20 protein-coding genes and 1 pseudogene are annotated in these 25,877 nt (G+C 38.9%); 6 read left to right on the forward strand and 15 right to left on the reverse strand.

Annotated features, from left to right (window positions below; all coding sequences use genetic code 11):
• Positions 1–81 precede the first annotated feature (81 nt).
• Complete coding sequence (gene uvrA, locus OQ267_RS13725; protein ID WP_265836357.1) at positions 82–2,895, forward strand: excinuclease ABC subunit UvrA; 2,814 nt, start codon at positions 82–84, stop codon at positions 2,893–2,895.
• Between the two features lie 8 nt (positions 2,896–2,903).
• Positions 2,904–3,557 (forward strand): LysE family transporter, encoded by a 654-nt coding sequence (locus OQ267_RS13730; protein WP_088300327.1) that lies wholly within the window; start codon positions 2,904–2,906, stop codon positions 3,555–3,557.
• A 32-nt stretch (positions 3,558–3,589) separates the two neighbouring features.
• Here the strand turns inward: OQ267_RS13730 and OQ267_RS13735 are convergent, their stop codons facing one another.
• From OQ267_RS13735 to OQ267_RS13795, 13 genes and pseudogenes are all read right to left on the reverse strand, one after another.
• Positions 3,590–3,982 carry a PDDEXK nuclease domain-containing protein gene (locus tag OQ267_RS13735; RefSeq protein ID WP_322974875.1) on the reverse strand — a complete coding sequence of 131 codons (393 nt, stop codon included), beginning with the start codon at positions 3,980–3,982 and terminating at the stop codon, positions 3,590–3,592.
• Between the two features lie 194 nt (positions 3,983–4,176).
• A pseudogene (locus tag OQ267_RS22455) lies at positions 4,177–4,377 on the reverse strand (DUF1016 N-terminal domain-containing protein); the annotation flags it as partial.
• Positions 4,378–4,626: 249 nt separating this feature from the next.
• Positions 4,627–5,661: a DUF2157 domain-containing protein gene (locus OQ267_RS13745; protein WP_265818999.1), complete on the reverse strand. Its 1,035-nt coding sequence runs from the start codon at positions 5,659–5,661 to the stop codon at positions 4,627–4,629.
• A 90-nt stretch (positions 5,662–5,751) separates the two neighbouring features.
• Positions 5,752–7,965 carry a cation:proton antiporter gene (locus OQ267_RS13750; protein ID WP_265818998.1) on the reverse strand — a complete coding sequence of 738 codons (2,214 nt, stop codon included), beginning with the start codon at positions 7,963–7,965 and terminating at the stop codon, positions 5,752–5,754.
• An 82-nt stretch (positions 7,966–8,047) separates the two neighbouring features.
• Positions 8,048–8,389, reverse strand: a complete 342-nt coding sequence (locus tag OQ267_RS13755) for a hypothetical protein (RefSeq protein ID WP_265836358.1) — start codon at positions 8,387–8,389, stop codon at positions 8,048–8,050.
• A 58-nt stretch (positions 8,390–8,447) separates the two neighbouring features.
• The gene (locus OQ267_RS13760) at positions 8,448–9,446 is read right to left on the reverse strand and encodes a bifunctional riboflavin kinase/FAD synthetase (protein WP_265836360.1); all 999 of its coding nucleotides are present in this window, start codon (positions 9,444–9,446) and stop codon (positions 8,448–8,450) included.
• A 162-nt stretch (positions 9,447–9,608) separates the two neighbouring features.
• Positions 9,609–10,469 (reverse strand): YitT family protein, encoded by an 861-nt coding sequence (locus tag OQ267_RS13765; protein WP_265836362.1) that lies wholly within the window; start codon positions 10,467–10,469, stop codon positions 9,609–9,611.
• A 3-nt stretch (positions 10,470–10,472) separates the two neighbouring features.
• A complete protein-coding gene (gene truB / locus OQ267_RS13770; protein ID WP_088300320.1) occupies positions 10,473–11,198 on the reverse strand; it encodes a tRNA pseudouridine(55) synthase TruB in 726 nt (241 codons plus the stop codon).
• A 26-nt stretch (positions 11,199–11,224) separates the two neighbouring features.
• On the reverse strand, positions 11,225–12,019 hold the full coding sequence (locus OQ267_RS13775; RefSeq protein WP_088300319.1) for an undecaprenyl-diphosphate phosphatase: 795 nt from the start codon (positions 12,017–12,019) through the stop codon (positions 11,225–11,227).
• Between the two features lie 148 nt (positions 12,020–12,167).
• A complete protein-coding gene (locus OQ267_RS13780; RefSeq protein ID WP_265836363.1) occupies positions 12,168–12,422 on the reverse strand; it encodes a type II toxin-antitoxin system VapC family toxin in 255 nt (84 codons plus the stop codon).
• Entirely contained in the window at positions 12,422–12,625 is a 204-nt protein-coding gene (locus tag OQ267_RS13785; RefSeq protein ID WP_265836364.1) for a DUF2281 domain-containing protein, read from the reverse strand. The genes OQ267_RS13780 and OQ267_RS13785 overlap by 1 nt, the downstream gene beginning before the upstream one ends.
• A gap of 37 nt (positions 12,626–12,662) precedes the next feature.
• Positions 12,663–12,893 carry a DUF3098 domain-containing protein gene (locus tag OQ267_RS13790; protein WP_265818994.1) on the reverse strand — a complete coding sequence of 77 codons (231 nt, stop codon included), beginning with the start codon at positions 12,891–12,893 and terminating at the stop codon, positions 12,663–12,665.
• Complete coding sequence (locus tag OQ267_RS13795) at positions 12,893–13,771, reverse strand: cell division protein FtsX (RefSeq protein WP_088300315.1); 879 nt, start codon at positions 13,769–13,771, stop codon at positions 12,893–12,895. Before OQ267_RS13795 ends, OQ267_RS13790 begins: the two co-directional genes overlap by 1 nt.
• A 202-nt stretch (positions 13,772–13,973) precedes the next feature.
• On the opposite strand from OQ267_RS13795, the gene OQ267_RS13800 reads away from it, so the two are divergent.
• Together OQ267_RS13800 and leuS are read left to right on the forward strand one after the other, a co-directional pair.
• Positions 13,974–14,378 (forward strand): hypothetical protein, encoded by a 405-nt coding sequence (locus tag OQ267_RS13800; RefSeq protein WP_265836365.1) that lies wholly within the window; start codon positions 13,974–13,976, stop codon positions 14,376–14,378.
• A gap of 176 nt (positions 14,379–14,554) precedes the next feature.
• A complete protein-coding gene (leuS, locus tag OQ267_RS13805) occupies positions 14,555–17,380 on the forward strand; it encodes a leucine--tRNA ligase (RefSeq protein ID WP_265836366.1) in 2,826 nt (941 codons plus the stop codon).
• 189 nt (positions 17,381–17,569) lie between these two features.
• Here the strand turns inward: leuS and OQ267_RS13810 are convergent, their stop codons facing one another.
• Positions 17,570–18,868, reverse strand: coding sequence for a DEAD/DEAH box helicase (locus tag OQ267_RS13810; protein WP_265836367.1), 1,299 nt, complete (start codon positions 18,866–18,868; stop codon positions 17,570–17,572).
• 541 nt (positions 18,869–19,409) lie between these two features.
• On the opposite strand from OQ267_RS13810, the gene OQ267_RS13815 reads away from it, so the two are divergent.
• The gene (locus OQ267_RS13815; RefSeq protein ID WP_265818990.1) at positions 19,410–22,640 is read left to right on the forward strand and encodes a SusC/RagA family TonB-linked outer membrane protein; all 3,231 of its coding nucleotides are present in this window, start codon (positions 19,410–19,412) and stop codon (positions 22,638–22,640) included.
• A gap of 15 nt (positions 22,641–22,655) precedes the next feature.
• The gene (locus OQ267_RS13820; RefSeq protein ID WP_265836368.1) at positions 22,656–24,371 is read left to right on the forward strand and encodes a RagB/SusD family nutrient uptake outer membrane protein; all 1,716 of its coding nucleotides are present in this window, start codon (positions 22,656–22,658) and stop codon (positions 24,369–24,371) included.
• A 72-nt stretch (positions 24,372–24,443) separates the two neighbouring features.
• On the opposite strand, the gene OQ267_RS13825 is transcribed toward OQ267_RS13820, so the two are convergent.
• Positions 24,444–25,841: an MFS transporter gene (locus OQ267_RS13825; RefSeq protein WP_265836369.1), complete on the reverse strand. Its 1,398-nt coding sequence runs from the start codon at positions 25,839–25,841 to the stop codon at positions 24,444–24,446.
• Between the last annotated feature and the right edge of the window lie 36 nt (positions 25,842–25,877).

The following is a 25,877-nucleotide window of genomic DNA, read 5'->3' on the forward strand; positions in this document are numbered from 1 at the left end:
ACCATCTCAGTACCCTATTTTTGTATCATCTTAAAACCCAAATTACTTTCTTGGGTTTTCATTATATATTCTTAACCATACATGAGCAAAAAAGAGGCCGAAAAAGATCCGCATAAAAATATAATCATAAAAGGTGCCCGTGTGCACAACCTTAAAAATATCGATGTTGCTATTCCGAAAAATAAATTGGTGGTGGTTACGGGAATGTCGGGTTCGGGAAAATCTTCGCTTGCATTTGATACTTTATATTCTGAAGGACAACGTCGCTACGTCGAAAGTCTGTCTTCTTACGCCCGTCAGTTTATGGGTAGGATGAATAAACCTGATGTAGATTACATTAAAGGAATTGCGCCTGCCATTGCCATCGAACAAAAGGTAATAACCTCTAATCCCCGTTCAACGGTAGGCACATCTACCGAAATTTATGATTATTTGAAGTTATTGTTTTCCCGTATCGGAAAAACCATCTCCCCGGTATCCGGGAAGGAGGTAAAAAAAGATTCTGTAAGTACGGTTGTTGATTATGTGGGTGCGCTGCCCGAGGATACTACCGTTACTATATTTTGTCCGCTTTATCCACATAACAACAGGACCATTAAAGAAGAACTTGCCATTTTATTGCAAAAGGGATTTTTAAGGGTATTGATTAATCATAAAATATTAAAAATTGAATCGGTGCTGGATGATGCAGACTTTAAGGATGCAGAATTGACTGACGATAAAACGGTACAGATTCTGATTGATCGCCTGGTTACCAATCAGGAAGAAGAAACTTTGAGCCGGCTGGCTGATTCCGTACAAACGGCTTTCTTTGAAGGTAAAGGCGATTGTTATGTAGAGGCTGAAGGAAAAACCAAACATTTTAGCGATCGTTTTGAGCTGGATGGAATTCGCTTTGAAGAACCAACGCCAAATTTTTTCTCTTTCAATAATCCGTATGGTGCTTGCAAACGTTGCGAAGGCTATGGAAATGTAATTGGTATTGATGAAGATTTGGTGATACCTGATAAGAGTAAAAGTGTTTATGATAATGCCATTGCGCCATGGCGTGGTGAAAAAATGAGTATCTGGCTGCAGAATTTCATTAAGGCTGCACCAAAATTTGAATTTCCGATTCACCGGGCTTACAGCCAGTTAACGGCCAAAGAACAACGCTTGTTGTGGACGGGAAATAAACACTTTTCAGGACTTGATGCTTTTTTTAAGGAACTGGAAGAGCAAACGTATAAAATCCAATATCGGGTAATGTTATCCCGTTACCGTGGCAAAACCACCTGTCCGGATTGTAAAGGATCGCGTTTGCGTAAAGATGCTTCTTATGTAAAAATTGCTGAAAAGTCCATTATCGATATCGTGCTGATGCCCTTGTCAAAAGCACTGGTATTTTTTAATGACCTGAAGTTAAGTGCAAATGATGCGAAAATTGCCAAACGTTTACTGGCAGAGATTGATAATCGTTTCCTTTATTTAAATAATGTAGGTTTAGGTTATCTGACGCTTAATCGTTTATCAAATACCTTATCTGGTGGTGAGTCGCAAAGGATTAACCTGGCAACTTCTTTAGGAAGCAGTTTGGTAGGCTCGATTTACGTTCTGGATGAACCCAGTATCGGTCTGCATCCGCGAGATACCAACAAACTTATTGAAGTTTTAATTTCACTAAGAAATGTTGGGAATACCGTAATTGTTGTAGAGCATGAAGAGGAGATGATGCGTGCTGCCGATTACATCATTGATATTGGTCCTGAAGCTGGTACGCATGGGGGAAACCTGGTTTTCAGTGGTAATTATGAAGAAATTCTAAAAGATCAGAACAGTTTAACCGGCCGCTACCTGGCGGGAATTGAAAAAATTGCCATTCCGCAGAAGCGTCGTAAGTGGAAGGATCACATCCTGATTAAAGGTGCCAGAGAAAATAATCTACAGAACATTGATGTTAAATTCCCGCTTGGCGTTTTCACTGCCGTAAGTGGTGTTTCAGGATCTGGTAAAACCAGTTTGGTAAAAAAAATACTTTATCCGGCCTTACAAAAGGCCATCGGTAATTATGCCGGTGAGCAAACTGGTGCATACGATGGGATTTTTGGGAACGTAGATTTGGTCAGTGCTGTAGAAATGGTAGATCAAAATCCAATAGGTCGATCAAGCCGTTCCAATCCGGTTACTTACGTGAAGGCCTGGGATGATGTTCGTGCGTTATTTTCAGGACAGGCTGCAGCCAAAGCGGCAGGACTAAAACCGGCTGCATTTTCTTTTAATGTAGAAGGTGGCCGTTGTGATGTTTGTCAGGGTGAAGGAGAGGTTAAAATCGAAATGCAGTTCATGGCGGATATTTATTTGCCTTGCGAGGCTTGCGGCGGAAAGCGGTTTAAGCAACAAGTTTTAGATGTAACCTATAAAGAAAAAAATGTTTCTGAAATCCTGGATATGACCATTGATGAGGCCGTTGATTTCTTTAAGGACGAACAGAAGATATTAAATAAATTAAATCCACTGGTAGATGTGGGTTTAGGCTATGTGCATTTAGGGCAGTCTTCAAACACCTTATCAGGTGGAGAAGCGCAGCGGATTAAGCTGGCCTCATTTTTAATTAAGGGGAATAATGCCAATAAAACATTATTTATTTTTGATGAGCCAACTACCGGATTGCATTTTCACGATATCAAAAAATTATTGAAGGCATTGAATACATTAATAGAACAAGGTAATACGATATTGGTTATTGAGCACAATATGGATATGATCAAATGTGCTGATTGGGTGATTGATATTGGTCCGGAAGGTGGTGATGGCGGTGGAAAATTAGTATTCGAAGGTATACCTGAAGACTTGGTAAAAGAGAAAAGTTCTTATACAGGTAAATATTTAGCATCGCATTTAAATTTAAATCCATAATTTCGGCAATGCTTTTTCTAACCTTTATTATAGGCATCCTCCTCAACGCCATGGGTTATATTCCCCCTGGTAACATTAATTTGACGGTTGCACAGCTGACTATTAATAAAGGCATGCGGCAGGTATGGTACTTTATCTTCTCATTTTCCTGTGTAGAAGTATTTTTTACTTTCGGGATGATGCGTTTTGCCCGTTGGGCGATGAGTGATATCAATCCCAATGAGGCGGTAAGTGAAGTGCGGTTGGGAACACTGGTTGATTGTTTCATGATTCTCATGTTTATTGTCATGGGAACCATCACTTGGGTAAATCGTAAAAAAGTTCCGAAAACCAGTAGTAAAAAAGATGATAAGCGAAGTGGGAGTGTACTGTATGGCTTAATATTAGGGGTATTAAATCCGGTTCAAATTCCTTTTTGGCTATTTTTTGGTAATTATGTCATCCTGCACGAATGGATTAAAACAGATTATTTATCATTAATTGTCTTTGCTATCGGATCAGGCTTTGGCTCTGCGGGAGCTTTATATGTATATGCTCATTTTGCCACTTTTATTCAGGAGAAATTTGCGTTGAGCAGCCTGATTATCAATAAATCCATTGCCATATTTTTGTATGTGCTGGCAGCTTATTTAGTAGTGAAGCAATTGATTATTTTATTGTAGGCATTATAATGCTATTAAGCTAGTTGTTACTTTTATTGGTTTTCTATGATTTGGATCAAATCTTTTTCACTAGGCAATACGGTAAGGTATTTACTGGCAAAAATTTGCTCATTATTCTCTGGTAACGTATATCTGACTACAGATTCGCTTTTATCCTGGCAAAGAATAATTCCAATAGTTTTGTTTTCATCATCAAGTTTTACTTCCCTATCAAAATAGTTTACATACATCTGCATCTGGCCTATATCCTGATGCTTCAATTCGCCAATTTTTAAGTCTATTAATACGAAGCACTTAAGTATCCTATTGTAAAAAACCAAATCTACTTTGAAGTGACGTTCATCAAAGGTTATTCTTTTTTGGCGGGCTACAAAGGTAAAACCATTACCTAACTCTAATAGAAAGTGTTCTAATTTATCAATCAGTTTTGCTCTAAATCGCTTTCAGAGTAGAAACTTTTATCTGGCAGGCCTAAAAATTCTAAAATATAAGGGTCTTTTATTAAATCTTTGTTTTTCTCAATGATCTGACCTTTTTGTCCAAGAGAAATCACTTCTTTCTTATTCTTACTTAAGGCTAAACGCGTATATAATGCAGAATCATATTGGCGTTGTAATTCTCATAAGCTCCAATTATTTTTTATGGCTTCTATTTCGTAAAAAAAATTACGCTCATTCAAATCAGCTATCCTCATGAGTTTAAGATAGTGAGACCAGGTAAGTTTGAATTGGTCAGACACCGTCTGACGAATTGAATAATTGATATAAAATTGCCGCATTTGCTTTAAATTAGTTTCCGAAAAGCCCTTGCCAAATTCATTGACTAACTTTTCTGAAAGTTCCTTTAAAACTTGTTTTCCATATTCAGATTTTTCTTTACCATGCTACTCTTCTTCTACAATCATTTTACCAATTTCGAAGTAGGTCATGGCCATTGTATTGTTAATAGTTTGTACTATACTTTGTCTGGCTTGGTTGAGTAGTTCAATTACCTTTTTGTACAAATTTTGATTGTCGATTTTCATAATACATCTGGCTAAATCTTTCAATAAATTAATACAAAGAAAGACTTACTTTAAAAATTCTACATTCCATATTTTCTCTGCTTTTCTGCCGATCAGCCAAAATGAAGCGGCCAATACCGAAAAGAAAAGCGCCTTGTGCCAGCTATCCCAAAAATATTCAAAATAACGGGTATAGAGGTTGATAAACAAAAATGTAATCCCAAATTCCCTTGCGATGTCATCACGGTATTTTAACCCAAATAAGGTACTGAGTACGCAGACCGCCGCAGAAATTAGAGCCCAGTAAAATAAACTTAACTGTCGCACTGCATACCATTTTTCTAAACTGGCGAAATTGCCAAAAACCGATAAGGCCCATAATGAGATGAATAGATAAACCATTCCTGCAATGTAGGTGACTTGAAAAAATTGCCTGGTTTTAGGTAAGGCCTTCATGATAAAGGAAGCAGCGGTTAAAACGGCTCCAAAAACGACAAACCGGAGCGGGTAATTCATACCCAGGAAATAATAATTCCAACGGCTAAGGTAACCTGTCTCCGTACCAAACCATGCGCCTAAAGATATTAATGCAAATATCCAGATCAATCTTGAGTTGAAGAAGTAACCAAGCCCGCCGTAAATAAATACAGAAATTAATATCAGAATGGTGAAATTTCCAGAACCGTTATCCAGTGATTTGCCAAAATAGGCAATGGCATTCGCCGTAAGTAAAATGGCTGAAAATACAATGGCCTCATTGCTAAATCTGAGATTAGGCAATTTTTTCTTCCTTCGGAAACCCAATATATAAAGCCATCCGGCAATCCCGGCAGATACCAGTGCAATAACAATATTTGGAGTATTGTAAACGCGTTTAAGATAATTGAGTATAGCGTTATCAATTAAGAGCGATCCTAAAGCGATAAAACCACAGGCCAATGCTACCCAAAAAGCATACTGGGCAAGTCTTAACCAGTCGAAATTTTTAGCTTCATAGCTTTGTCGAAGTTTGTAGCCTGTTTCTTCGTTAATTAAGCCATCGTTTTGCCATTGCTCAATCATCTCATTAAGAAACTCACTTTTTTCTATATCAACTTTCATAGGTTAGGTTCTATCACGAAGATATAAAAATAAGTCTGAAGTCAGGAGGTTATATCGACTTCAGACTACTGACTAAAAACTCTGGACTACCTATATCACCTCTTTAATTTTCTTATTATTCCCCACAATCCAGATGATATCCCCATTATCAAATGTGAAGTCTGATGAGGGGTTTAAAATGCGTTCTGATCCGCGTTCAATGCCAACAATTAATGCCTGTGCTTTTTCTCTTATTCCTGCATTCCGGATGCTCAGTCCATAAACCGGAGATTCCAGATTTACCACCACTTTCTGCAATGTCATTTCCTTATCAGGGAAGTTTTTCTCACTTTCTGTTTCCGGTACATCCACCTCTAAAATTGCCTTTACTGCTGCCAATTGATCGTCTGCACCGATGAGCAGCAATTTGTCATTGGGGTAAAGTCTTTCATCTCTTCCAGGTGTGGGGATGCTGTTTCTGCCACGTTCAATCATGGCAATGTTTACACCAAATTTTTCACGGATCATCAGGCTTGCGAGTGTTTGTCCTACCACCTCAGATTCTGGCGAAACCGTTAATTCTGTCAGGTGGGTATCCCAGGGTAAAATATCTGGTTTCTGATTTTCTCGTGCGTTCAGGTTTAAAATGAAACGTTTTTCCAGCTGGTTGTAAAAAGCCTGGAGTTTCCTGGAGAAAATAAACATCATCAGCACAATCAAAGCTAAAGCAATTCCGGCGGCAATCCAGGTATCAAAAAATTCGTACATTAAAAATCCAACGAAAAAGATGCCTAGTGCTATTCTGAATACTTCTATCGCGATTAATGGTCCTCGGGTATATTTTTTATTCAGCCACAAGTGTGAATAAGCCGTTTTTTGAATCCTTCTGATGGATAATGCCCATAAAAAAGGCGCCATGATAATAAATGAAACCACCAGGCTGATAATGGTCGATTTAATTCCATTTACAAAATTTTTGGCAATGAAGGGCTGAATATAGCGGGATGCCAGAAAAATAACTGCCACAATAATAACGGAATGGATAACTGTATTAAAGGCATAACTCCGCAAAAGAATTTTCCAGTCGCTCAAGGTGGTCATTCCTGCCGTACTGGAACTGTATCTTGAAATCCCATCCAGCCATTTTTTAGGCAGAATCCGGTTAAGGAAATTATAAAATGCCTCAGAATGTTTAATGAGGTAGGGGGTAGTGAAAGTAGTGATGGCTGATGCCGCCACGGCAATCGGGTAGAGAAAATCACTGGTTACCTTTAAGGTTAATCCTAATGTGGCAATAATGAACGAAAATTCACCAATTTGTGCCAGGCTCATTCCAGATTGAACAGAAGTTTTGAGCGGCTGGCCGGAAAGGAGTGCGCCCAGACTAGAACTCAAAAACTTTCCAAAAATAGTGGCTAGTGTTACAATAACAATCGGGATGCTGTAATCTATCAGTATTTTTGGATCAATGAGCATGCCTACTGAAACAAAAAATACTGCTGCAAATAAATCTTTTACAGATTTGGTTAAATGTTCTATTTTTTCGGCCTGTGTAGTTTCGGCAAGGATGGAGCCCATAATAAAGGCACCTAATGCAGGAGAAAATCCAACCTTTACAGCCAGGAGCACCATTAACAGGCATAAGGCAAGTGAAACCACCAGCATGGTTTCGTCATTCATCAGCTTTCTGGTAGCTTTCAGGAAAGACGGGATCAGAAATATTCCGCCTAAAAACCAGAGCACTAAAAAAAATGCCAGTTTTAAGATTGATATCAGCATTTCGCTACCGGCAAACTGCTGACTCACCGCAAGGGTAGAGAGGAGAACGAGTAGCAAGATGGCCACTAAATCTTCTACAATGAGCACACCAAAAACCAGACCTGCGAATTTTTTATGTTTTACGCCAAGTTCTTCAAAAGCCCTGATAATAATAGTGGTAGAAGAAACAGATAAAATTCCACCAAGAAAAATACTGTCCATGGTTTTCCAGCCCATCAATTTGCCGGCAGAGAAACCGATTAAAAGCATAAAAACAACTTCGACAATGGCCGTCACCGATGCGGAACCGCCAACCTTAACCAGTTTTTTAAAACTAAATTCCAGTCCTAAACTGAATAGAAGGAAGATCACACCAATTTCGCCCCAGATATTAATATTTTTGGTGTCGGTAACGGAGGGAAAAAAATCTAAATGCGGGCCAACCAATAAGCCTGCTAAAATATAACCTAAAACAAGTGGCTGTTTAATTTTTTTAAATATGAGTGTGGTAATTCCCGCTGCGGCGAGGATTAATCCTAAATCGGCAATTAAATCTGGTAAGTGCATTGGTGGTAATCGGTATAATGGTAAAATGATTTCCGGCTAAACCGGTTGTTGTATTCCACCTGATGGTGGTGGGCTTTGCGAATTACCAGAAAACGTGTTTCGGGTAAAGCATTTTAAGTAGAAACCAATATTTATATCTAGGTTGACTTAATACCAACTCATCTATCTTCAAATAGAAAAAGAAAGGCAAAGCAATCAGCACAACAATAAGTAGATCTAAACGGATTTTAGCTAAGGTATGATCGATCAGGTCTTTTTGAAGACTTTCCTGATTATTACCAAAGTGCAATTTAAAAATGCTTTTTTTTAAGATAGGAGCGCGCTGCACCAATTTAATTTTTAAGGCATTATCTTTTTTTGGAGCAGCAAAGTTTGCGAAACTCACCAGCGTACTAAAAAAAAATAGGATATAAAAAAGCCTCATTGCTGCTAATATAGCGAAAATGAGGCTTTTTTGAAAGTTAAATTTCGATTAAGCTTAACTATTTAAGAGATGAAAAGAAAGCCAGTGTATCTTCTTTATCTTTTTGAAGTTGAACTTTCAAAGCTTCTAAACCAGTGAATTTTACATCATGGCGTAGAAATTTTAAGAAATTCATTTTGATATCCTGCCCATAAATTTCCTGATTAAAATCGAAGATATTTACTTCAATGTTTCTCGTCATGCCATTGATGGTTGGCCTTTGACCGATATATGCCATACCTTTAAAGGTTGAAGGTTGAAGGTTGAGGGTTGAGGGTTGAGGGGCTGAGGCATTAACTCCCGACTTCTGGATCCGGACATCCATTTCAACCGTTACCGCATAAATGCCATCGCCTGGAATCAGTTTATAGGTTTCTTCTACAAAAATGTTGGCCGTTGGGAAACCAATGGTTCTGCCGATTTTATCGCCCTTAATTACGCGCCCGAAAATAGAAAAGGCATAGCCTAAATAATCTGATGCAAGGCCGACATCGCCAGCTAGAAGTGCCTGCCGTATTTTAGTTGAACTCACCGCAACATCGTGGATATCCTGCTCCATAATTTCTTCAACGGTAAAACCAAAATGAATACCTGCTGCCTTTAAATCAGCAAGGTTTCCGGTACGGTCTTTTCCAAAACGATGGTCGTATCCAATAATGATATGTTTGGTCCCGATGTTATTAACCAATGTATCCTTGATATAATCATCCGGAAGCTGGTTTGAAAAATCGCGTGTAAAAGGGGTGATGATTAAATGATCAACACCAAGGCTTTTTAAGATTTCAGCTTTTTCGTTGATGGTATTGATCATTTTAAGATCCTGATTTTCGGGATCGATGATCAGCCGTGGATGAGGGAAGAAAGTTAAAATAACACTTTCACCATGATCTGCTTTTGCTTTTGCAACTAACTGTTTGATGATTTTCTGGTGTCCGTAATGAACACCATCAAAAGTACCTATGGTTACGATTGCGTTGCTAAGCCTGGTAAATTCGGATAGGTTATGGTATATTTTCAATGGGATAATCTTTTTAAACTATGGGGTTTGCGTGAGGGATGGAAGCGATATACTTTTTCGTTCTAACGGATAATATCAGTACATAAAAACGAAAAAGATATCGCGTACAGCCCGCCCCTTGCATAGCTTGGGGGCACGCCCAAATTTCTATAATTATATTTATTAATGCAAAGCATGGCGTTTTACAACACCACCCTTTAAGTCTGCAATTTGTTGTTGTATCACAAATGCATCAGCATCTATGTTTCTGATGGCTGTTTGCAATTTGCTCATTTCTAACTTGGTGACTACTGTAAAAAGGATGTCAATATCTTTTCTTTCTCCATAACCACCCTCTCCTTTATAAATGGTTACACCACGTTTCATCTCTGTAATAATATAATCTTTTATTTCCTCCTGATGTTCTGAAATAATGGTTACGCCGGTGTATTGCTCTATACCGTTGATAATAAAATCTATGGTATACGAGGCTGAGAGGTAAGTTAATATGGCGTAAAGTGCCGTTTCGATATTTAAAAAGTATGCTGCAAAGGCAAAGATGATGATGTTTAATATCAGGATAATATTGCCCACAGTGAGGATACTGTTTTTACTGATATAAAGTGCCAGTACTTCTGTTCCATCAATCACACAACCGCCGCGCATGGCCATGCCAATTCCTCCTCCCAAAAACAAACCACCGAAGAAGGCGATAAGGAGTTTGTCATGGGTAATGGGTTGAAACGGCAAAAAAATTAAGGCCATGGATAAGGCTGCTATGGCTGTTGCCGTTTTAATGGCAAAGCCCTTCCCAATTTGCCTGAAACCCAGGATAACGAAAGGTATATTGATAATGACGATCAGGTAGGAGAGGTTCCATCCGGTTAATGTGCTTAAAAGCAGGGATATACCCGTCACGCCACCATCAATGAAATGACTGGGCATCAGGAAACTCTTTAAACCAAAACAAGCTGAAGTAACGCCCGCCACAATTAAGAGAATTTCTTTTGCAAACCGGGCATTCTTGTTTTTTATTCGGTTCATTTTTTACTCCTGGATTTTAGTTTCCTCTTTCCTGCTACGAATATAATTAACGAGCTCCAGAACCTCAAACGAATTTGAAAGCAAAAAGTTTCCACTTCTTGTTCGGGTGAGTTTAGATAGATAGGCACCATTATTTAATGCTTTCCCAAAATCAGACACCAAAGAACGAATATAAGTGCCTTTACTGCAAACAATGCGGAAGTCTATTTCGGGCAGTTCAACTCTGGTAATTTCAAATTCCGGAACGCTTACAAAACGTTTACGTAATTCTACGGCCTCACCCAAACGGGCTTTGACATATAAACGTTCGCCGTTGATTTTTACAGCTGAATGTGCAGGCGGATATTGCTCAATATCACCAATAAATGGTGCTGTAGCATTGTATATCTGTTCAGGAGTGATGGTTGAAATGTCGAAGGTCTGATCAACTTCTGTCTCCATATCAAATGATGGGGTAGTGGCACCAAGCATCATGGTTCCGGTATACTCCTTTTCTTCAGCCTGAAAAGTATCTATTTGCTTGGTGAGTTTCCCTGTACAAATGATCAATAAGCCGGTAGCGAGCGGATCTAATGTGCCCGCATGACCAACCTTTAGTTTTAATGGTTTTAGAGCGTTACGGATTTTGCCCACCACATCAAATGAAGTCCATTTGTAGGGTTTATTAATTAAAAGCAGTTCGCCCTCGGCAAAATTGAAATCTTTAAACTTAGAATTTTCTGTACTCACAAATCTTTTTTCCGCAAAGATACGGATTATATCACTTGCAAGTTATGTCCGGTGTACAATAGAATAATGAGGATTAAACCTGCAATAATACGATACCAGCCAAATACCCTGAAACCATGCTTATTCAAAAAACCGATAAAGCTTTTAATGGCTAAAAGTGCGACAATGAAAGCGATTACATTTCCAATAATTAAAAGATTAGCCTGATCATGCGTAATGGTATTTCCTTCTTTATAAAAATCAAATAGTTTTTTGCCTGTTGCTGCAAACATGGTTGGCACGGCTAAAAAGAATGAAAATTCTGCCGCTAATTTTCGGCTTAATTTTTGGCTCATGCCACCAACAATCGTGGCTCCGGAGCGTGAAACACCTGGAATCATGGCAATACATTGAAAAAAACCAATTTTCAGGGCCGTTAAATAATTTATTTCTTCTTCTTCATGAATGGTAGGTTGATTAAACCATTTATCTACAAATAAAAGGATTACTCCGCCAACGAGTAAAGAGATGCCAACTGCCATCGGGCTTTCTAAAAGCTCATCAATTTTTTTACTTAAAAGCAATCCGAAAACCGCTGCCGGGATAAAAGCTACCAAAAGTTTAATATAAAAGTTGATTGATTTGAAAAACCTTTTGAAATACAATACAATTACGGAGAGTATGGCACCCAGTTGAATGGCAATTGTAAAGAGCTTTACGAAGGGGTCGCTAGCAATGCCCATAAATGATGACGCAATAATCATGTGGCCGGTGCTTGATACAGGCAAAAACTCCGTCAGTCCTTCAATAATGGCAAGGATAATGGCTTGGAAATAGTTCATAGTAGGTAAATGTGGGTTAGTCCCAAAGTAATTTTATCTTATAATTTTTGAGTTTTTTGTCTCTTGAAATGAGAGTTAAATCTTCTGATAGTGCTTGAGATACAATAATTCTATCGAACGGGTCATGGGTGATCAAGGCAATAGTTAGTTAAGTTGTTAGATGGGTTTCATTAATTGAAACGATTTCAATTTGATTTCTTTCTGCAAATCTAGATAATTCATCAAAACCTACATTTAATACTAATTTTCCAATCTGCTTTTTGATGGCAATCTCCCAAAGTGATGCAATGCTTAGGAAACAAGATTCATTAAGGTTTAATATTTTTTTTCTTATCAATTCAGACAATTGATTATCGCCGGCAACAAACCAAAGGAAAGTATGTGTATCTAACAAAAAAGCCATTAAATGTAATCTGAAAACATTTCCAATGGTTCACCAAAGTCATCCGCTAACTTGATTTTATCTTTTGCGTAACCAAATTCTCGTGACTTTAATTTTGGTTTATTTGCTTTTTTCGTTTTTAAGAATTCTACAAAATCTGCCACCTCCTGTCTCAGATCCAAGGGCAAAGAATTTATTTCTATTTGCAGATTTGTAGTCGTCATATCATAAAGTTAAAAAAAGACTTTATTTAAAGCAAAGTTATTTTTTAAGAATTGCATAAATGCCGAAGGCAAAGCCAAAAAGCACAACGAGGGGTGCGAGTAAGGTCCTTCTAAAATCATAAATATCGCCAGTGGTGCCCATCATTAATATGAAGCCCAGTGCTACAATACCCATGCTGATTAACAATAGCTGATAATTTTTTTTGGTAAAAACCAATTCACTTTTTACGTCCTTCGTTACCGGACTTGTCTTTTTTTCTAATGCCATTATCTATAAAGATTGTAAGATTTTAAACGTAAATACCTGCTTACCGCAAACCAGGTGCTAATGCCTGTAATAAAAATGCCCATAATAATTAAGCCAACGAATACAAAGCCAAACTCTTTATAGTTGTTTAAAATAATAATTTCAGGAACTTCTTTCCGTGCATATATTAATGTAGCCAGTAAGATAATAATCGCGATGAAAGCTGCGATTAAACCATGTAAGGCTGCGTATAATAGAAAAGGACGTCGGATAAAATTTTTCGTTGCACCAACGAGCTGCATACTTTTAATTAAAAATCTTTGTGAGTAGATGGCTAAGCGTATGGTGTTGTTAATCAGTGCAATGGCAATAATTAAAAGCAATGCCGCAAATGCCAGGATAATTAAGCCAATGGTATTGATATTTTTATTTACCATATCAATTAAAGAACTCTGATATACCACTTCTTTTACAACAGGGTTTTTAGCAATGTTGGCTTTTAAAGTTTCAATACTTTTATTATTAGCATATTCCGCTTTCAGATAAACATCAAAAGTAGAGGTAAGCGGGTTGTAGCCTAAAAAGTTAACAAAATCTTCACCTAAATCCTGGGTCAGGTTTCTCGCCGCCAGTTCTTTATTTACATATTGTGTTTGCTTCACGGCACGGTTGGCATTTAATTCTTTTTGAAAAGCCAGCACATCCGTTTCTTTTGCACCTTCATCAACAATAATATTTAAAACAATATTTTCCTTAACGTAATTGGACAGGTTTTTGGCATGTACAAGTACCAACCCAAGCAGGCCCAGCATTAATAAAACCAGCGCAATACTAATAATGGTAGAGATATATACGGTTTTGGTTTTCTTAGATGCGTCACTTACTTCGAATTCTTCCATGTATTTCAATTTTGTTTTTGCGAAAATATAAATTATACCTGATAAACACCAATATAAAGCTATTCTAAATGAATATAACGGCCCTGCCCGTGATTTAGTTCACTTGAAAATATTGCAGCGCAGTACCCAAATTTTTGAAACCGGTACGAAATCCGGAGATCAGGCGTTTATAATGCTAGTAAAAACCTAAAATCTATTCTGAATGAAAAAACAAATTACCGTAATTGGCTTATTATTTATTGCAACAACAGCATTATTATCCTGTAAAAAAGATACTGTTTCTTTAAAAGCCCGGATCATGGGGAAATGGACCGTCAATAAAATCGAAGTTTCCGGAAATACAAACCCATCTCTTAACGGAACATTTAATTATACCATTAATGATTATCTGGATTTCAAATCTGATAATGATGACCAGGTGGAATTGAGTTTAAATAATCAGCGTACTATAGGTACGTACACAACCTCCCTTGGAGACAATTTCGTGATGTCTTTTCCCGAAGGTGTTTCAAATGCAACCGTTAAAAGCCTGACACAATCGCAATTTCAGTTTACTGCTAAAATAGATAAAACCAACATTGTAAAGGTATATTACCTCACCAGATAAAATCTAATTCCCTAGTGTTTGCTTGCGCCATTGGTTATTGATAGCCAATGGCGCTTTTTTATATTTCAATCCTTATGGGGTTTTAAAAACCTAAAGGATTTTGAATAGTCATCTATTCTGTTTTTTTAAGCTTTTTATTTCCGTATTTTCGCTCCTTTAAAAATTTAAAACTTGCAATGGATTACCAATTCAAAGAAATAGAACAAAAGTGGCAGAAATTTTGGGCAGATCATCAAACCTTTAAAGCCGAAAGCAATTCTGAAAAACCAAAATATTATGTGCTAGACATGTTTCCTTATCCATCAGGAGCAGGTTTACACGTTGGTCACCCACTGGGTTACATTGCATCTGATATTTTTTCAAGATACAAACGCCTTAAAGGTTTTAATGTTTTGCATCCAATGGGCTATGATTCTTTCGGTTTGCCTGCAGAACAATATGCCATACAAACTGGTCAGCATCCGGCCATTACCACTGAGGCAAACATTGCCACTTACCGTCGCCAGTTAGATCAGATTGGTTTTTCTTTTGACTGGAGCAGAGAAGTGCGTACCAGCGAGCCATCATACTATAAATGGACACAGTGGATTTTTATGCAATTGTTCAATTCCTGGTACAACCTTGAAAATGATCGTGCTGAAGACATCACCACTTTAATTGAGAAATTTAATGCTTCAGGGTCGGCTGATGTAAAAGCCGCTTGCGACGAAGACGTAAAATCATTCCTGCCAAGTGATTGGGCAACCTTTACGGAGGAAGAAAAGCAAACTGAATTGTTGAAATACCGCTTAACCTATTTACGGGAAAGTACGGTGAACTGGTGCCCGGCTTTAGGAACAGTTCTGGCCAATGATGAAGTTAAAGATGGTTTCTCTGAACGTGGCGGTTTTCCGGTGGAACAGAAAAAAATGATGCAATGGAGCATGAGAATCACTGCCTATGCTGACAGACTTTTACAAGGTTTAGATACCATCGACTGGCCGGAACCCGTGAAGGAAATGCAACGCAACTGGATTGGAAAGAGCGTAGGCGCATCAGTTAAATTTAAGATTGAAGATTTACGATCTACGAATGAGACTTCTGATGCTGTACTCCGTACTTCAGACTACATTGAGGTTTTCACCACCCGCGTAGATACCATTTTCGGGGTTTCTTACCTGGTTTTAGCGCCTGAACACGAATGGGTTGCTGAATTAACTAGGCCTGAGCAAAAAGCTGAAGTAGAAAATTATATAGCCCAAACCAAAAAGAAATCTGAATTAGACCGCATGGCGGACACTAAAACAGTTTCAGGTGCTTTTACCGGTACCTATGTCATTAATCCGGTGAGTGGTGAACGTATTCCATTATACATTGCAGATTATGTACTTGCAGGTTATGGAACAGGCGCGGTGATGGGTGTGCCGAGCGGCGATCAGCGTGACTGGTTATTTGCGACGCATTTTAATCTGCCGGTTATTCAAATTTTAGACGCACAGAAAGACATTGATGTGCAGGCCGACCCAACCAAAGAGGGGAAATATATTAATTCAGCTTTCATCAATGGATTAACCTATAAAGAAGCTGTTCCACTTTTAAATAACTGGCTGGAAGATGAAAATGTTGGTAAAGCAAAGGTTAACTTCCGTCAGCGTGATGCTATTTTTGGTCGTCAGCGTTACTGGGGTGAGCCGATTCCGGTTTATTTTAAGGATGGATTACCATATTTAATAAAAGAAGAGGAATTACCCCTCATATTACCAGAAATTGATAAGTATTTGCCTACTGAAACGGGTGAGCCACCTTTGGCAAGGGCAAACAACTGGACGCCTTCTGCCGGTGATCATTATGAGCTAAGCACCATGCCAGGCTGGGCTGGAAGCAGCTGGTATTGGTACCGTTATATGGACGCCAGTAATGATACTGACTTTGCAGCTAAAGAAGCGGTTGACTACTGGCAGGCTGTTGATTTATACATCGGCGGTTCTGAACATGCAACGGGCCACTTACTATACAGTCGTTTCTGGAATAAGTTTTTGAAAGATCTGGGTTATACTAAAGAAGAAGAACCTTTCAAAAAACTGATTAACCAGGGGATGATCCAAGGTAGAAGTAATTTTGTTTACCGCATCAATGACGAGAATGGAAAGCCAACTAATACTTTTGTTTCAGCAGGATTAAGAAAGGAATACAAAACTTCAGCATTGCATGTTGATGTTAACATTGTGGAGAACGATACCTTAGATTTGAATAAATTTAAGTCGTGGAGAGAAGAATATGCCAATGCCGAATTCATTCTGGAAAACGGCAAATACATTTGCGGTGTTGAAGTCGAAAAAATGTCTAAATCAAAATTCAATGTGGTGAATCCTGATGATTTGATTGAGCGTTACGGCGCAGATACCTTGCGTATGTATGAAATGTTCTTAGGTCCGTTGGAGCAAAGTAAACCCTGGAATACCAATGGGATTGAAGGCGTATTTAAGTTCCTGCGGAAATTCTGGAGATTATTCCACAATGAAGCCTGGGAATTTACGGTTTCTGATGCGGAGCCAACCAAGGCAGAACTGAAAGCTTTACACAAAATCATTAAAAAAGTGCAGGACGATATTGAGCGTTTCTCTTTCAATACTTCTGTATCTAGTTTTATGATTGCGGTAAATGAGCTGACCGATTTAAAATGTAATAAACGTGCTGTTTTGCAGGATCTGGTGGTGATCTTATCACCGTATGCACCGCACATTTGTGAAGAACTTTGGGTACAGCTGGGGAATGAAGCAGGAACCTTGTCTTACACGGCTTTCCCAACCTTTAATCCGGATCACCTGGTGGAGGATGAGTTTGCTTATCCCGTTTCAGTGAACGGTAAAATGAAAATGAACCTGAATTTGAGTTTAACCCTGGCACAACCAGAAGTAGAAGCCATTCTATTGGCCAATGAACAGTTCCAGAAATTTTTGGATGGCAAAGCACCCAAGAAAATCATTTTTGTTAAAGGAAAGATTATTAATGTAGTTGTTTAAGGTTGAGGATGGAAAGTTTAAGGCATAGGGTCTTTCTTTCTATTCTTTAATAAAAAGCAAATCCCGGATTGAGCAATCAATTCGGGATTTGCTTCTTTAGGCTATCCTCATTCCCGATTTTATGGGAAATCGTTATTCAGCATCTAAATCATATTGTATACTGAATCAAGTTCAGAACGACGGACAGGCTTAAGCTTTCGCCTTATTTCTATTTCCGCCTGGTCTTCTATTATTGCTGGCGTTACGCGGTTTGCCACTCATATTTCCATCACCACTTCTTTTACCGCCACCACCTTTAGATTGTGCCTGAGGTTTACGTTTAACCTGGTTTTTAGCCAGCATGCTTTCCCAACTAAGCGGATAAGGATGATCATCAACTACAGGTAGTGTGATTTTAATCAGCTTCTGAATATCTAACAAATATTCATTTTCTTCCGCATCACAAAAAGAAATGGCAATACCATTTGCACCTGCACGGCCTGTACGCCCAATTCTGTGTACATATGATTCAGGTATGTTAGGTAACTCATAATTAAAAACGTGAGATAACTGGTCGATATCAATACCACGGGCTGCAATATCTGTTGCCACCAACACACGAATTTTCCGATCTTTAAAATCAGTTAAAGCCCTTTGTCTGGCATTTTGCGATTTATTGCCATGAATGGCGGCTGCTTTGATTCCGGCATGAGCTAAATCTTTCACAATCCGGTCAGCGCCATGCTTGGTACGTGTAAACACTAAAGCGGTCTCGATTTTTTTATCTTCCAGCAGATGGATTAATAATTTCTTTTTATCAGGCTTATCCACAAAATAAACAGATTGCACAATGGTTTCAGCCGTAGAAGAAATTGGTGTAACTTCTACTTTTGTCGGACTGGATAAAATGGTATTGGCCAATTTCTGAATTTCATCAGGCATCGTGGCCGAGAAAAATAAAGTCTGGCGTTTTGCCGGTAATTTGGCCACCACCTTCTTTACATCGTGAATGAAACCCATATCCAGCATCCGGTCGGCTTCATCCAGCACAAAAAGTTCAATGGTACTTAGGCTAATGAATCCCTGGTTCATTAAATCCAGTAAACGGCCGGGAGTTGCCACTAAAATATCAACACCTTTTCTAAGTGCTTCTACCTGTGAGTGTTGGTTTACGCCACCAAAAATAACCAGCCTACGCAAGTTAAGGTTACTGCCATAAGCCTTAAAGCTTTCTTCAATTTGAATAGCAAGCTCGCGGGTTGGTGTTAAAACCAGGGCTTTAATATTTTTATTTGCCTTGGTATTGATGTGTTTTTCGTGTAATAGCTGCAACATCGGGATGGCAAAGGCGGCAGTTTTTCCGGTTCCGGTTTGCGCACAGCCCAATAAATCTTTTCCTTTTAATATGGTTGGGATGGATTGCTCCTGAATAGGGGTAGGTTGTGTATAACCTTCTTTCTCCAGTGCCTGTAAAATAGGCGCTATGAGGTTTAATTCTTTGAATAACATGTATGAATTTTTGTAATATTTATTGAAGAAGCTAGAACAATCATTTGTTGAAGGACTAACTTGCGGAGAGAATATGCCATTCAGAATGGCAAGCCCTTATTCCTGCTTCGGCAACAAAGATAGGGAAATAATCGGAGAGACGAGAAAAATTATTTTTACAAAAGATCAGGGATGAAAATAATGCTCCCCATTATAAATGGCTGTATTAATCCGATTAAAAAAAATATTATTTGGCTTGTAATGATTTTATGATTAATTTGTAATCAGTTTATAATCAGAAATATACATAATTTGTTTGTAAAGTATGATTTAAACTACGAATAAACTTATTAACTAACCAAATAAAATTCTACGTATGGCATTACCTGTACTTTATCCACAAATTGGTTCCTTAACCTATCTCGTAACACCTTTAAATCCTCACATCGGGCGAACAACCATTCTCCGTTACTAACAGATCTATGATAGGGCCAATAGCTTCGAACTCCTTTACAAGTAGGTGAGTCGGATCTAAAAACGAATACTAACCAAAATATAAATTATGAAACAAAATCTATCCTTTTTCAGGAGGGGATTCCTTCTTCTGTGCTTGGGTTTGTTGTATGCCATTGGCGCAACTGCCCAAACTAAAGTTACTGGTAAGGTTATTGCCAGTGATGATCAACTTCCTATTATAGGTGCAACAATCAAACTTAAAAATGCGGCAGGAGGTACAACAACTGATGCCAATGGCGCATTTTCAATCAGTGCAAAGCCATCAGATGTATTGGTAATTTCATTTATTGGATTTACAAATAAAGAAGTAACAGTTGGCAACCAGACCAATATTTCAATAATACTACAGGCGGAGAATAACAATTTAACCGAGGTGGTGGTAACCGGTTATTCTTCGCAACGTAAAAAAGATTTAACCGGTGCCGTAGCCGTAGTGGATATGGGTGTTTTAAAAGCTCAGCCTGCAGCAAGTGCGGTGGAAGCATTGCAGGGAAAGGCTACTGGTGTACAGATTATTAATGATGGTGCACCAGGTTCAACACCGCAGATCCGAATCAGGGGAACAAGTACCATTAATAATAATGAGCCGCTATATGTTATTGATGGTGTGCCGTTTGAAGGTAAACTCTCCTGGCTTAATCAGAATGATATCGAAAGTATGCAGGTGCTAAAGGATGCATCATCAGCATCAATTTATGGCTCCAGGGCAAATAACGGGGTTGTAATTATCACTACCAGGAAAGGAACATCCGGCAAACCAAAAATCACCGTCGATTCTTATTATGGCACGCAGGTACCCCGGAAAGGCAGTTTTCCAGAAATGATGAATCCGCAACAATATGCGCAATATGTATTTGACAGCTATACCAATGCCGGGAAAGCAATTGCTGCAGGGAGAAATTATGGTTCTGGAACAACGCCGGTACTACCAGAATATTTGGTCGCAGGATCTGTTTTAGGGCAGGATGTTACTTCGGCAGATGCTGATCCGTCAAGATACAATTACAGCCGGGATCCTTCGCTTTTTTACCAGATAACCAAGGCCAACAAACAAGGAACAAACTGGTTTGATGAGATTACCCGTTCGGCTCCGGTACAAAATTATCAGCTAGGCGCAACAGGCGGTTCTGAAAATTCAACCTATGCCTTGTCTGCAGGCTATCTTAATCAGAAGGGAACAATTGAATATACAGGTTTTAAACGTTATAACCTTCGATCAAATACAACCGTTAGTGCATTCAACAAACACGTTCGTTTTGGTGAAAACGCGCAATACAGTTATTCTGAAGGATATGGTTTTGGTGTAAATCCAAATACGCCAGGTGGTTACCAAGATCAGGGTAGTGCATTAAGCTGGGCCTACAGGATTCCGACAATTATTCCGGTTTATGACATTAACGGAAATTTTGCAGGAAGCCGTGGAAGTCAGCTCGGAAATGCTGAAAATCCAGTTGCTTTTCTTTACAGGGCAAAGGATAATTTAAACAAAAGCAATTTCTTTTTCGGTAATATGTTTGCCGAAGGCGATATTCTGAAAGGTTTGGTATTGAGAACGAATTTCGGTATCCGTTATGAAAATTATAACGGGATGTCTATGCGTTATCCAAACCTCGAATTCTCGGAAGGAAATAACTCTAATAATTTAAGCGAATACCAGGGTTATAATACAGAATGGACCTGGTCTAATACTTTAAATTATAGTGCTACCTTTAATGAAAAGCATAAATTAAATGTATTGGTTGGTACTGAAGCCATACGTTCAAGATCCAGACAATTAAATGGATCAAGAAATGATTTCTTTTTACTAGGCGATCTGGATTATTATTACCTCAACACCGGATCTTCCAATATCAGTAATTCCAGCACAGGCGCTATCGGTTCCCTATTCTCCATATTTGGAAAAGTAGATTATTCATTTAATGACCGCTACCTGGCCAGCGTAACCGTTCGGAGGGATGGATCATCTAACTTCGGTCCGGCAAACAAATACGGTGTTTATCCCGCAGGGAGTATAGCCTGGAGATTATCGGAAGAGGAGTTTTTGAAGAGTGTCAAATGGGTAAGTGACTTAAAACTTCGTGTAGGTTACGGTCAAACGGGTAACCAGCGGATTCCGCCATATCAGTATATCAACAGGTACCAAAGTTCGATCACGAATGCAGCTTATGCCGTTGGAGGTGGAAATACGCTCACCACTGGTGTATGGCAAAATGCTTATCTAAATTCCGATGTGAAATGGGAATCATTAAAAGCCCTGAATGTGGGTATAGATTTTACCTTATTTGAAGGTGCTTTTGATGGATCAGTAGACTGGTACAATAAGAAAACTACCGATATGCTTTATAACCTGCCTTTACCTTCAAGCGCAGTTGGAGGCGGAAGTTCTCCATTTGTGAATATTGGTGATATGAGCAATAAAGGGATCGAATTTAATGTGGCCTATCACTATGGCAGAAAAGCCGATAATCCATTTAAGTTTGATATTGGTGTTAACTTTTCAAGAAACGTAAATAAAATTGATCAGCTTGCTCCCGGAATTTTCAACCAGGTGTATGGTAATTACAGAAGTTTGCAAACCAGTGTTCTACAGCAAGGTGCCCCATTCGGATCTTTCTATGGATATAAAACCAATGGAATTTACCAGAGTGCAGCAGATATCCAGAACAGCCCATCTTATACTGGTGCCCGTGTAGGTGGCTTAAAATACATGGATATTAACGGAGATGGTGTGATTGACCCGAAAGACCGTACCATTATTGGAAATCCAAATCCTGATTTTACTTATGGTATTAATCTGAACGCCTCTTATCATAATTTTGATATTACAGCATTCTTATATGGTGTACAAGGTAATGATATCTTCGAAGCTACCCGGTACTTTACCGATTTCCCATCATTTGATGGGGCCAAAAGTACCCGTTTGCTAAATGCCTGGAGTCCAAGCAACCCTACCAGTACTATCCCATCTGCATATACGGGTGCATCTGATGTAGAATTTGCTTCTTCCAGTTACTATATTCAGAATGGTAGTTTTCTAAGGCTTAAAAATCTTCAGATCGGATATTCCATCCCTACTGATAAAGTTTTTGGATCTAAAGCAGGTATCAGCAAATTCAGGGTATATGTTGCAGCGAGTAACTTATTTACCATCACCAAATATACAGGCGTAGATCCGGAAGTTAGTCAGATTACGGATGGCTTCACTGCTCCGGGGGTTGATCAGGGGGTATATCCATCACCTCGACAGTTTTTATTAGGTATAAATGTTGGATTTTAATTAAAAGATTTCAAGATGAAACATATAAAATATATTTTCTTATTCATATTCATTTTAAGTAGCGTATCGTGCAAAAAGGACTTTCTTTCGCTAAACCCGCAGGCTGAGCTTACAGCAGAACAATTGACCACACAGGATGGGGTAGAGGGTTTACTTGTAGGTGCATACGGTCTGCTCAATGGTAATATTAATGGCACATGGGGTAATTATGGTGCAGCACCGAGCCAATGGTTATTTGGTGAAGTAGCTTCTGATAATGCGCACAAAGGCAGTAGTAATGGAGATCAGCCTAATATGAATGCCATAGAGCAACACTCGCCTACCAGCACAAATGATAACCTCGCTAACTTGTACGATAGATGCTTTGAAGGTGTTCAACGTTGTAACAATACTCTAAAGGTACTTGCAACGCTACAATCTGGAAGTGGTGCTACAAAGTTTTCAGATAGCAGGGCGAAAGAAATTCAGGGCGAAGCCAGGCTGCTCAGGGCGCATTATTATTTCTTTCTTGTGAGGGTTTTTAAAATGGTGCCCTATGTTACCGAAGCCTCAAACGGAGCCATTGTTCCCAACGACAAGGATATCTACCCGAATATCATTGAGGATCTTCAGGCTGCAGTAGCAAACCTTGGAACCACTAAACCTAAAGGTCAAAAGGGTCGTATGGATAAATATGCTGCTCAGGCTTACCTTGGAAAGGTTTTATTATACCAAAAACGCTATGCTGAAGCTTATGCTCAACTTAATGCCGTCATTACGGCAAAAGGAAGTTTGGTAGATATGCCTTATGGCGATAATTTTGATATTACCAAAGAAGACGGACCAGAATCTATCGTAGCTGTACAGCATTCGGTAGGTACAGACGGAACAGGTGGTGATAATGGCAATGTGGGTGATATGTTAAATTTCCCTTATGGAGGGGTAACACCAATTAACTGCTGCGGATTTTTTCAGCCAACTATTGATTTAGCCAATGCCTTTAAAGTAGATGCTTCAGGCTTACCACTGTTAGATGGTAGCTACCGAACCAATGCTTATACTTCTGATTTAAATTTATCAGCTGCTGAGAAAGCCAGTTATCAGTTAGATCGTTCAATAGCATTTGATCCAAGAATAGAATCCACCATCGGACGCCGCGGTGTACCTTATCGTGATTGGGGAATTATGGCTGGCGATAGCTGGATCAGGGATGCCAGTAATGGTGGCCCGTTTGTAGCGGTAAAAAATTCAATTGAGTCTTCTCAGATTGCTTCGGGTACTGGTCCGGGTATGACTAACGTCACCGGTTTAAATGTTAATCTTATCCGTTTAAGTGATGTTTATCTAATGGCCGCAGAATGTGCTGTTGAAACAAATGACCTTTCTACAGCATTAACATTAGTGAACGCTGTTCGACTTCGGGCAGCTAAAATATCCCCGACAACAATTAACGGTACGCCGGCGGCAGCTTACAAAGTTAGCCCATATCCATCATTTCCAAATGCTACTTATGCCAGGAATGCGGTTCGTTTTGAGCGCAGACTGGAATTGGCGATGGAAGGACACCGCTTTTTTGACCTGGTGCGCTGGGGGATTGCCAAGCAGACACTGGAGAGTTATTTTACCTTTGAAGGAAAATACTTCAACTATCTGAATGGTATAACGATTGAATCAAGAGACGAATATTTTCCATTACCTCAGGATCAGATTGACAGAAGTAACGGAACCTTGAAACAAAGTCCAGGGTACTAATAGCCTTAATTTTAAAAAACGCATGAAGCAATCTGTTTCATGCGTTTTTTTATGCCAGCCCGTTTAATGGATTTATTTTTCTTCCTTAAACCTGCTAAAAAATAAAAGTGCCAGTAAACAAAGTCCGAATCCTACAATTCCATTCAGGCGGAGGCCAAAATCATTTCCCGGATCTTTCCCGTAAATCGTGAGCATGGCAAAAATAGCGATGCCTAAAGTCTGCCCTAATTTTACAAAAAGGTATTTCACTGCAAAAAACATTCCTTCGTGGTTTTCACCGGTTTCTAAAGTATCCTTTTGAGCTATATCTGCTAAGATGGCTGTGGGCAAAATACCCAGGGCAGCCAAAGGAAAAGAGGCTGAGAGTACCAGAAGATAAATTTGTGTGTAAGGACCGAACGGGAGTTTGCCCAAGAAATAAATGGTTACAAATATCAGGCACAGGATGCCGAATCCCAATAATACAAAAGGCTTCTTGCCAATTTTAGCCGATCCGAAAGTAATCAGCGGATAAAATAATAAAGAAGCGATTACCATGGTACCCATAAATTTCCCGCCCTCTGATTCCGGTAAACCTAGTAAAACGGTGCAAAAAAATAATAATCCGCTTGAAATGATACTTAACGCGGTATAAAAGGCAAAATCTGAAATCAGGTAATACTTAAAGTTTTTGTTTTTAAAGGTGTTTTTTATGGCGGGCCATAGGGGTACATGTGTTGGCCTGGCTACAGAAAAGTCTTTTTCCTTAATGGTGAATATGGGCATCACCATCATCAAGCCTGATAATAAACACAAAGCCCAAATGGCGATTTGTATGGCTTCACTCCGGTTTGCCACTGTACAGTAGTCCTGAACGAGATCGGCGAAATTATTGGTGCAAGCTGAAAAGATAATGCCAATTACAAATCCAACCTGCTGATAACTGGATAATTTAACTTTTTGCTGCGGGGTGTTGGTTACTTCTGCCAATAAGGCATTATAGGGAATAATATAAGTGGTTACAGATATAAAAAACAAGCACAGGGTGATGGTCAGCCACCAGGCATTTTGTAAGCTCTCTGTTTTTTGAAGAGGATAAAACACCAATCCGCAAAACAGCATGGCCGGTACAATCGCCCATTTCATAAATGGCATCCGGCGGCCATTCGGATTTTTACTGGCATCGCTTCTGCCTGCAATGAAGGGATCAAACAAGGCATCAACCAATCTTCCGGATGCGGCAATAATGGATAAAATATTGAACGCGCCTAAAAAAACAAGTTGCGGAACCAAAGCAGGTAAGCCGGAATGATTTGGAGGCAAATAAAAAAAAGGCAGCATTACAATGATAATATTTGTCATTGTACTCCAGCCAATCATGCCTGCTGCATAAGTAATTTCTTGTTTTAAAGTGAGCGTTTTATTCATTAAATTTTTTCCATTTGATTTATTCTTTTGGTAACGAACCTGTGCGCTTCTAATTAGTTTCAAGTAACAACTTTATTTGCAGAAAGTGGTTGAAAACTA

Origin of the sequence: Pedobacter sp. MR22-3 (assembly GCF_026240075.1) — a bacterium.
Classification (GTDB): domain Bacteria; phylum Bacteroidota; class Bacteroidia; order Sphingobacteriales; family Sphingobacteriaceae; genus Pedobacter.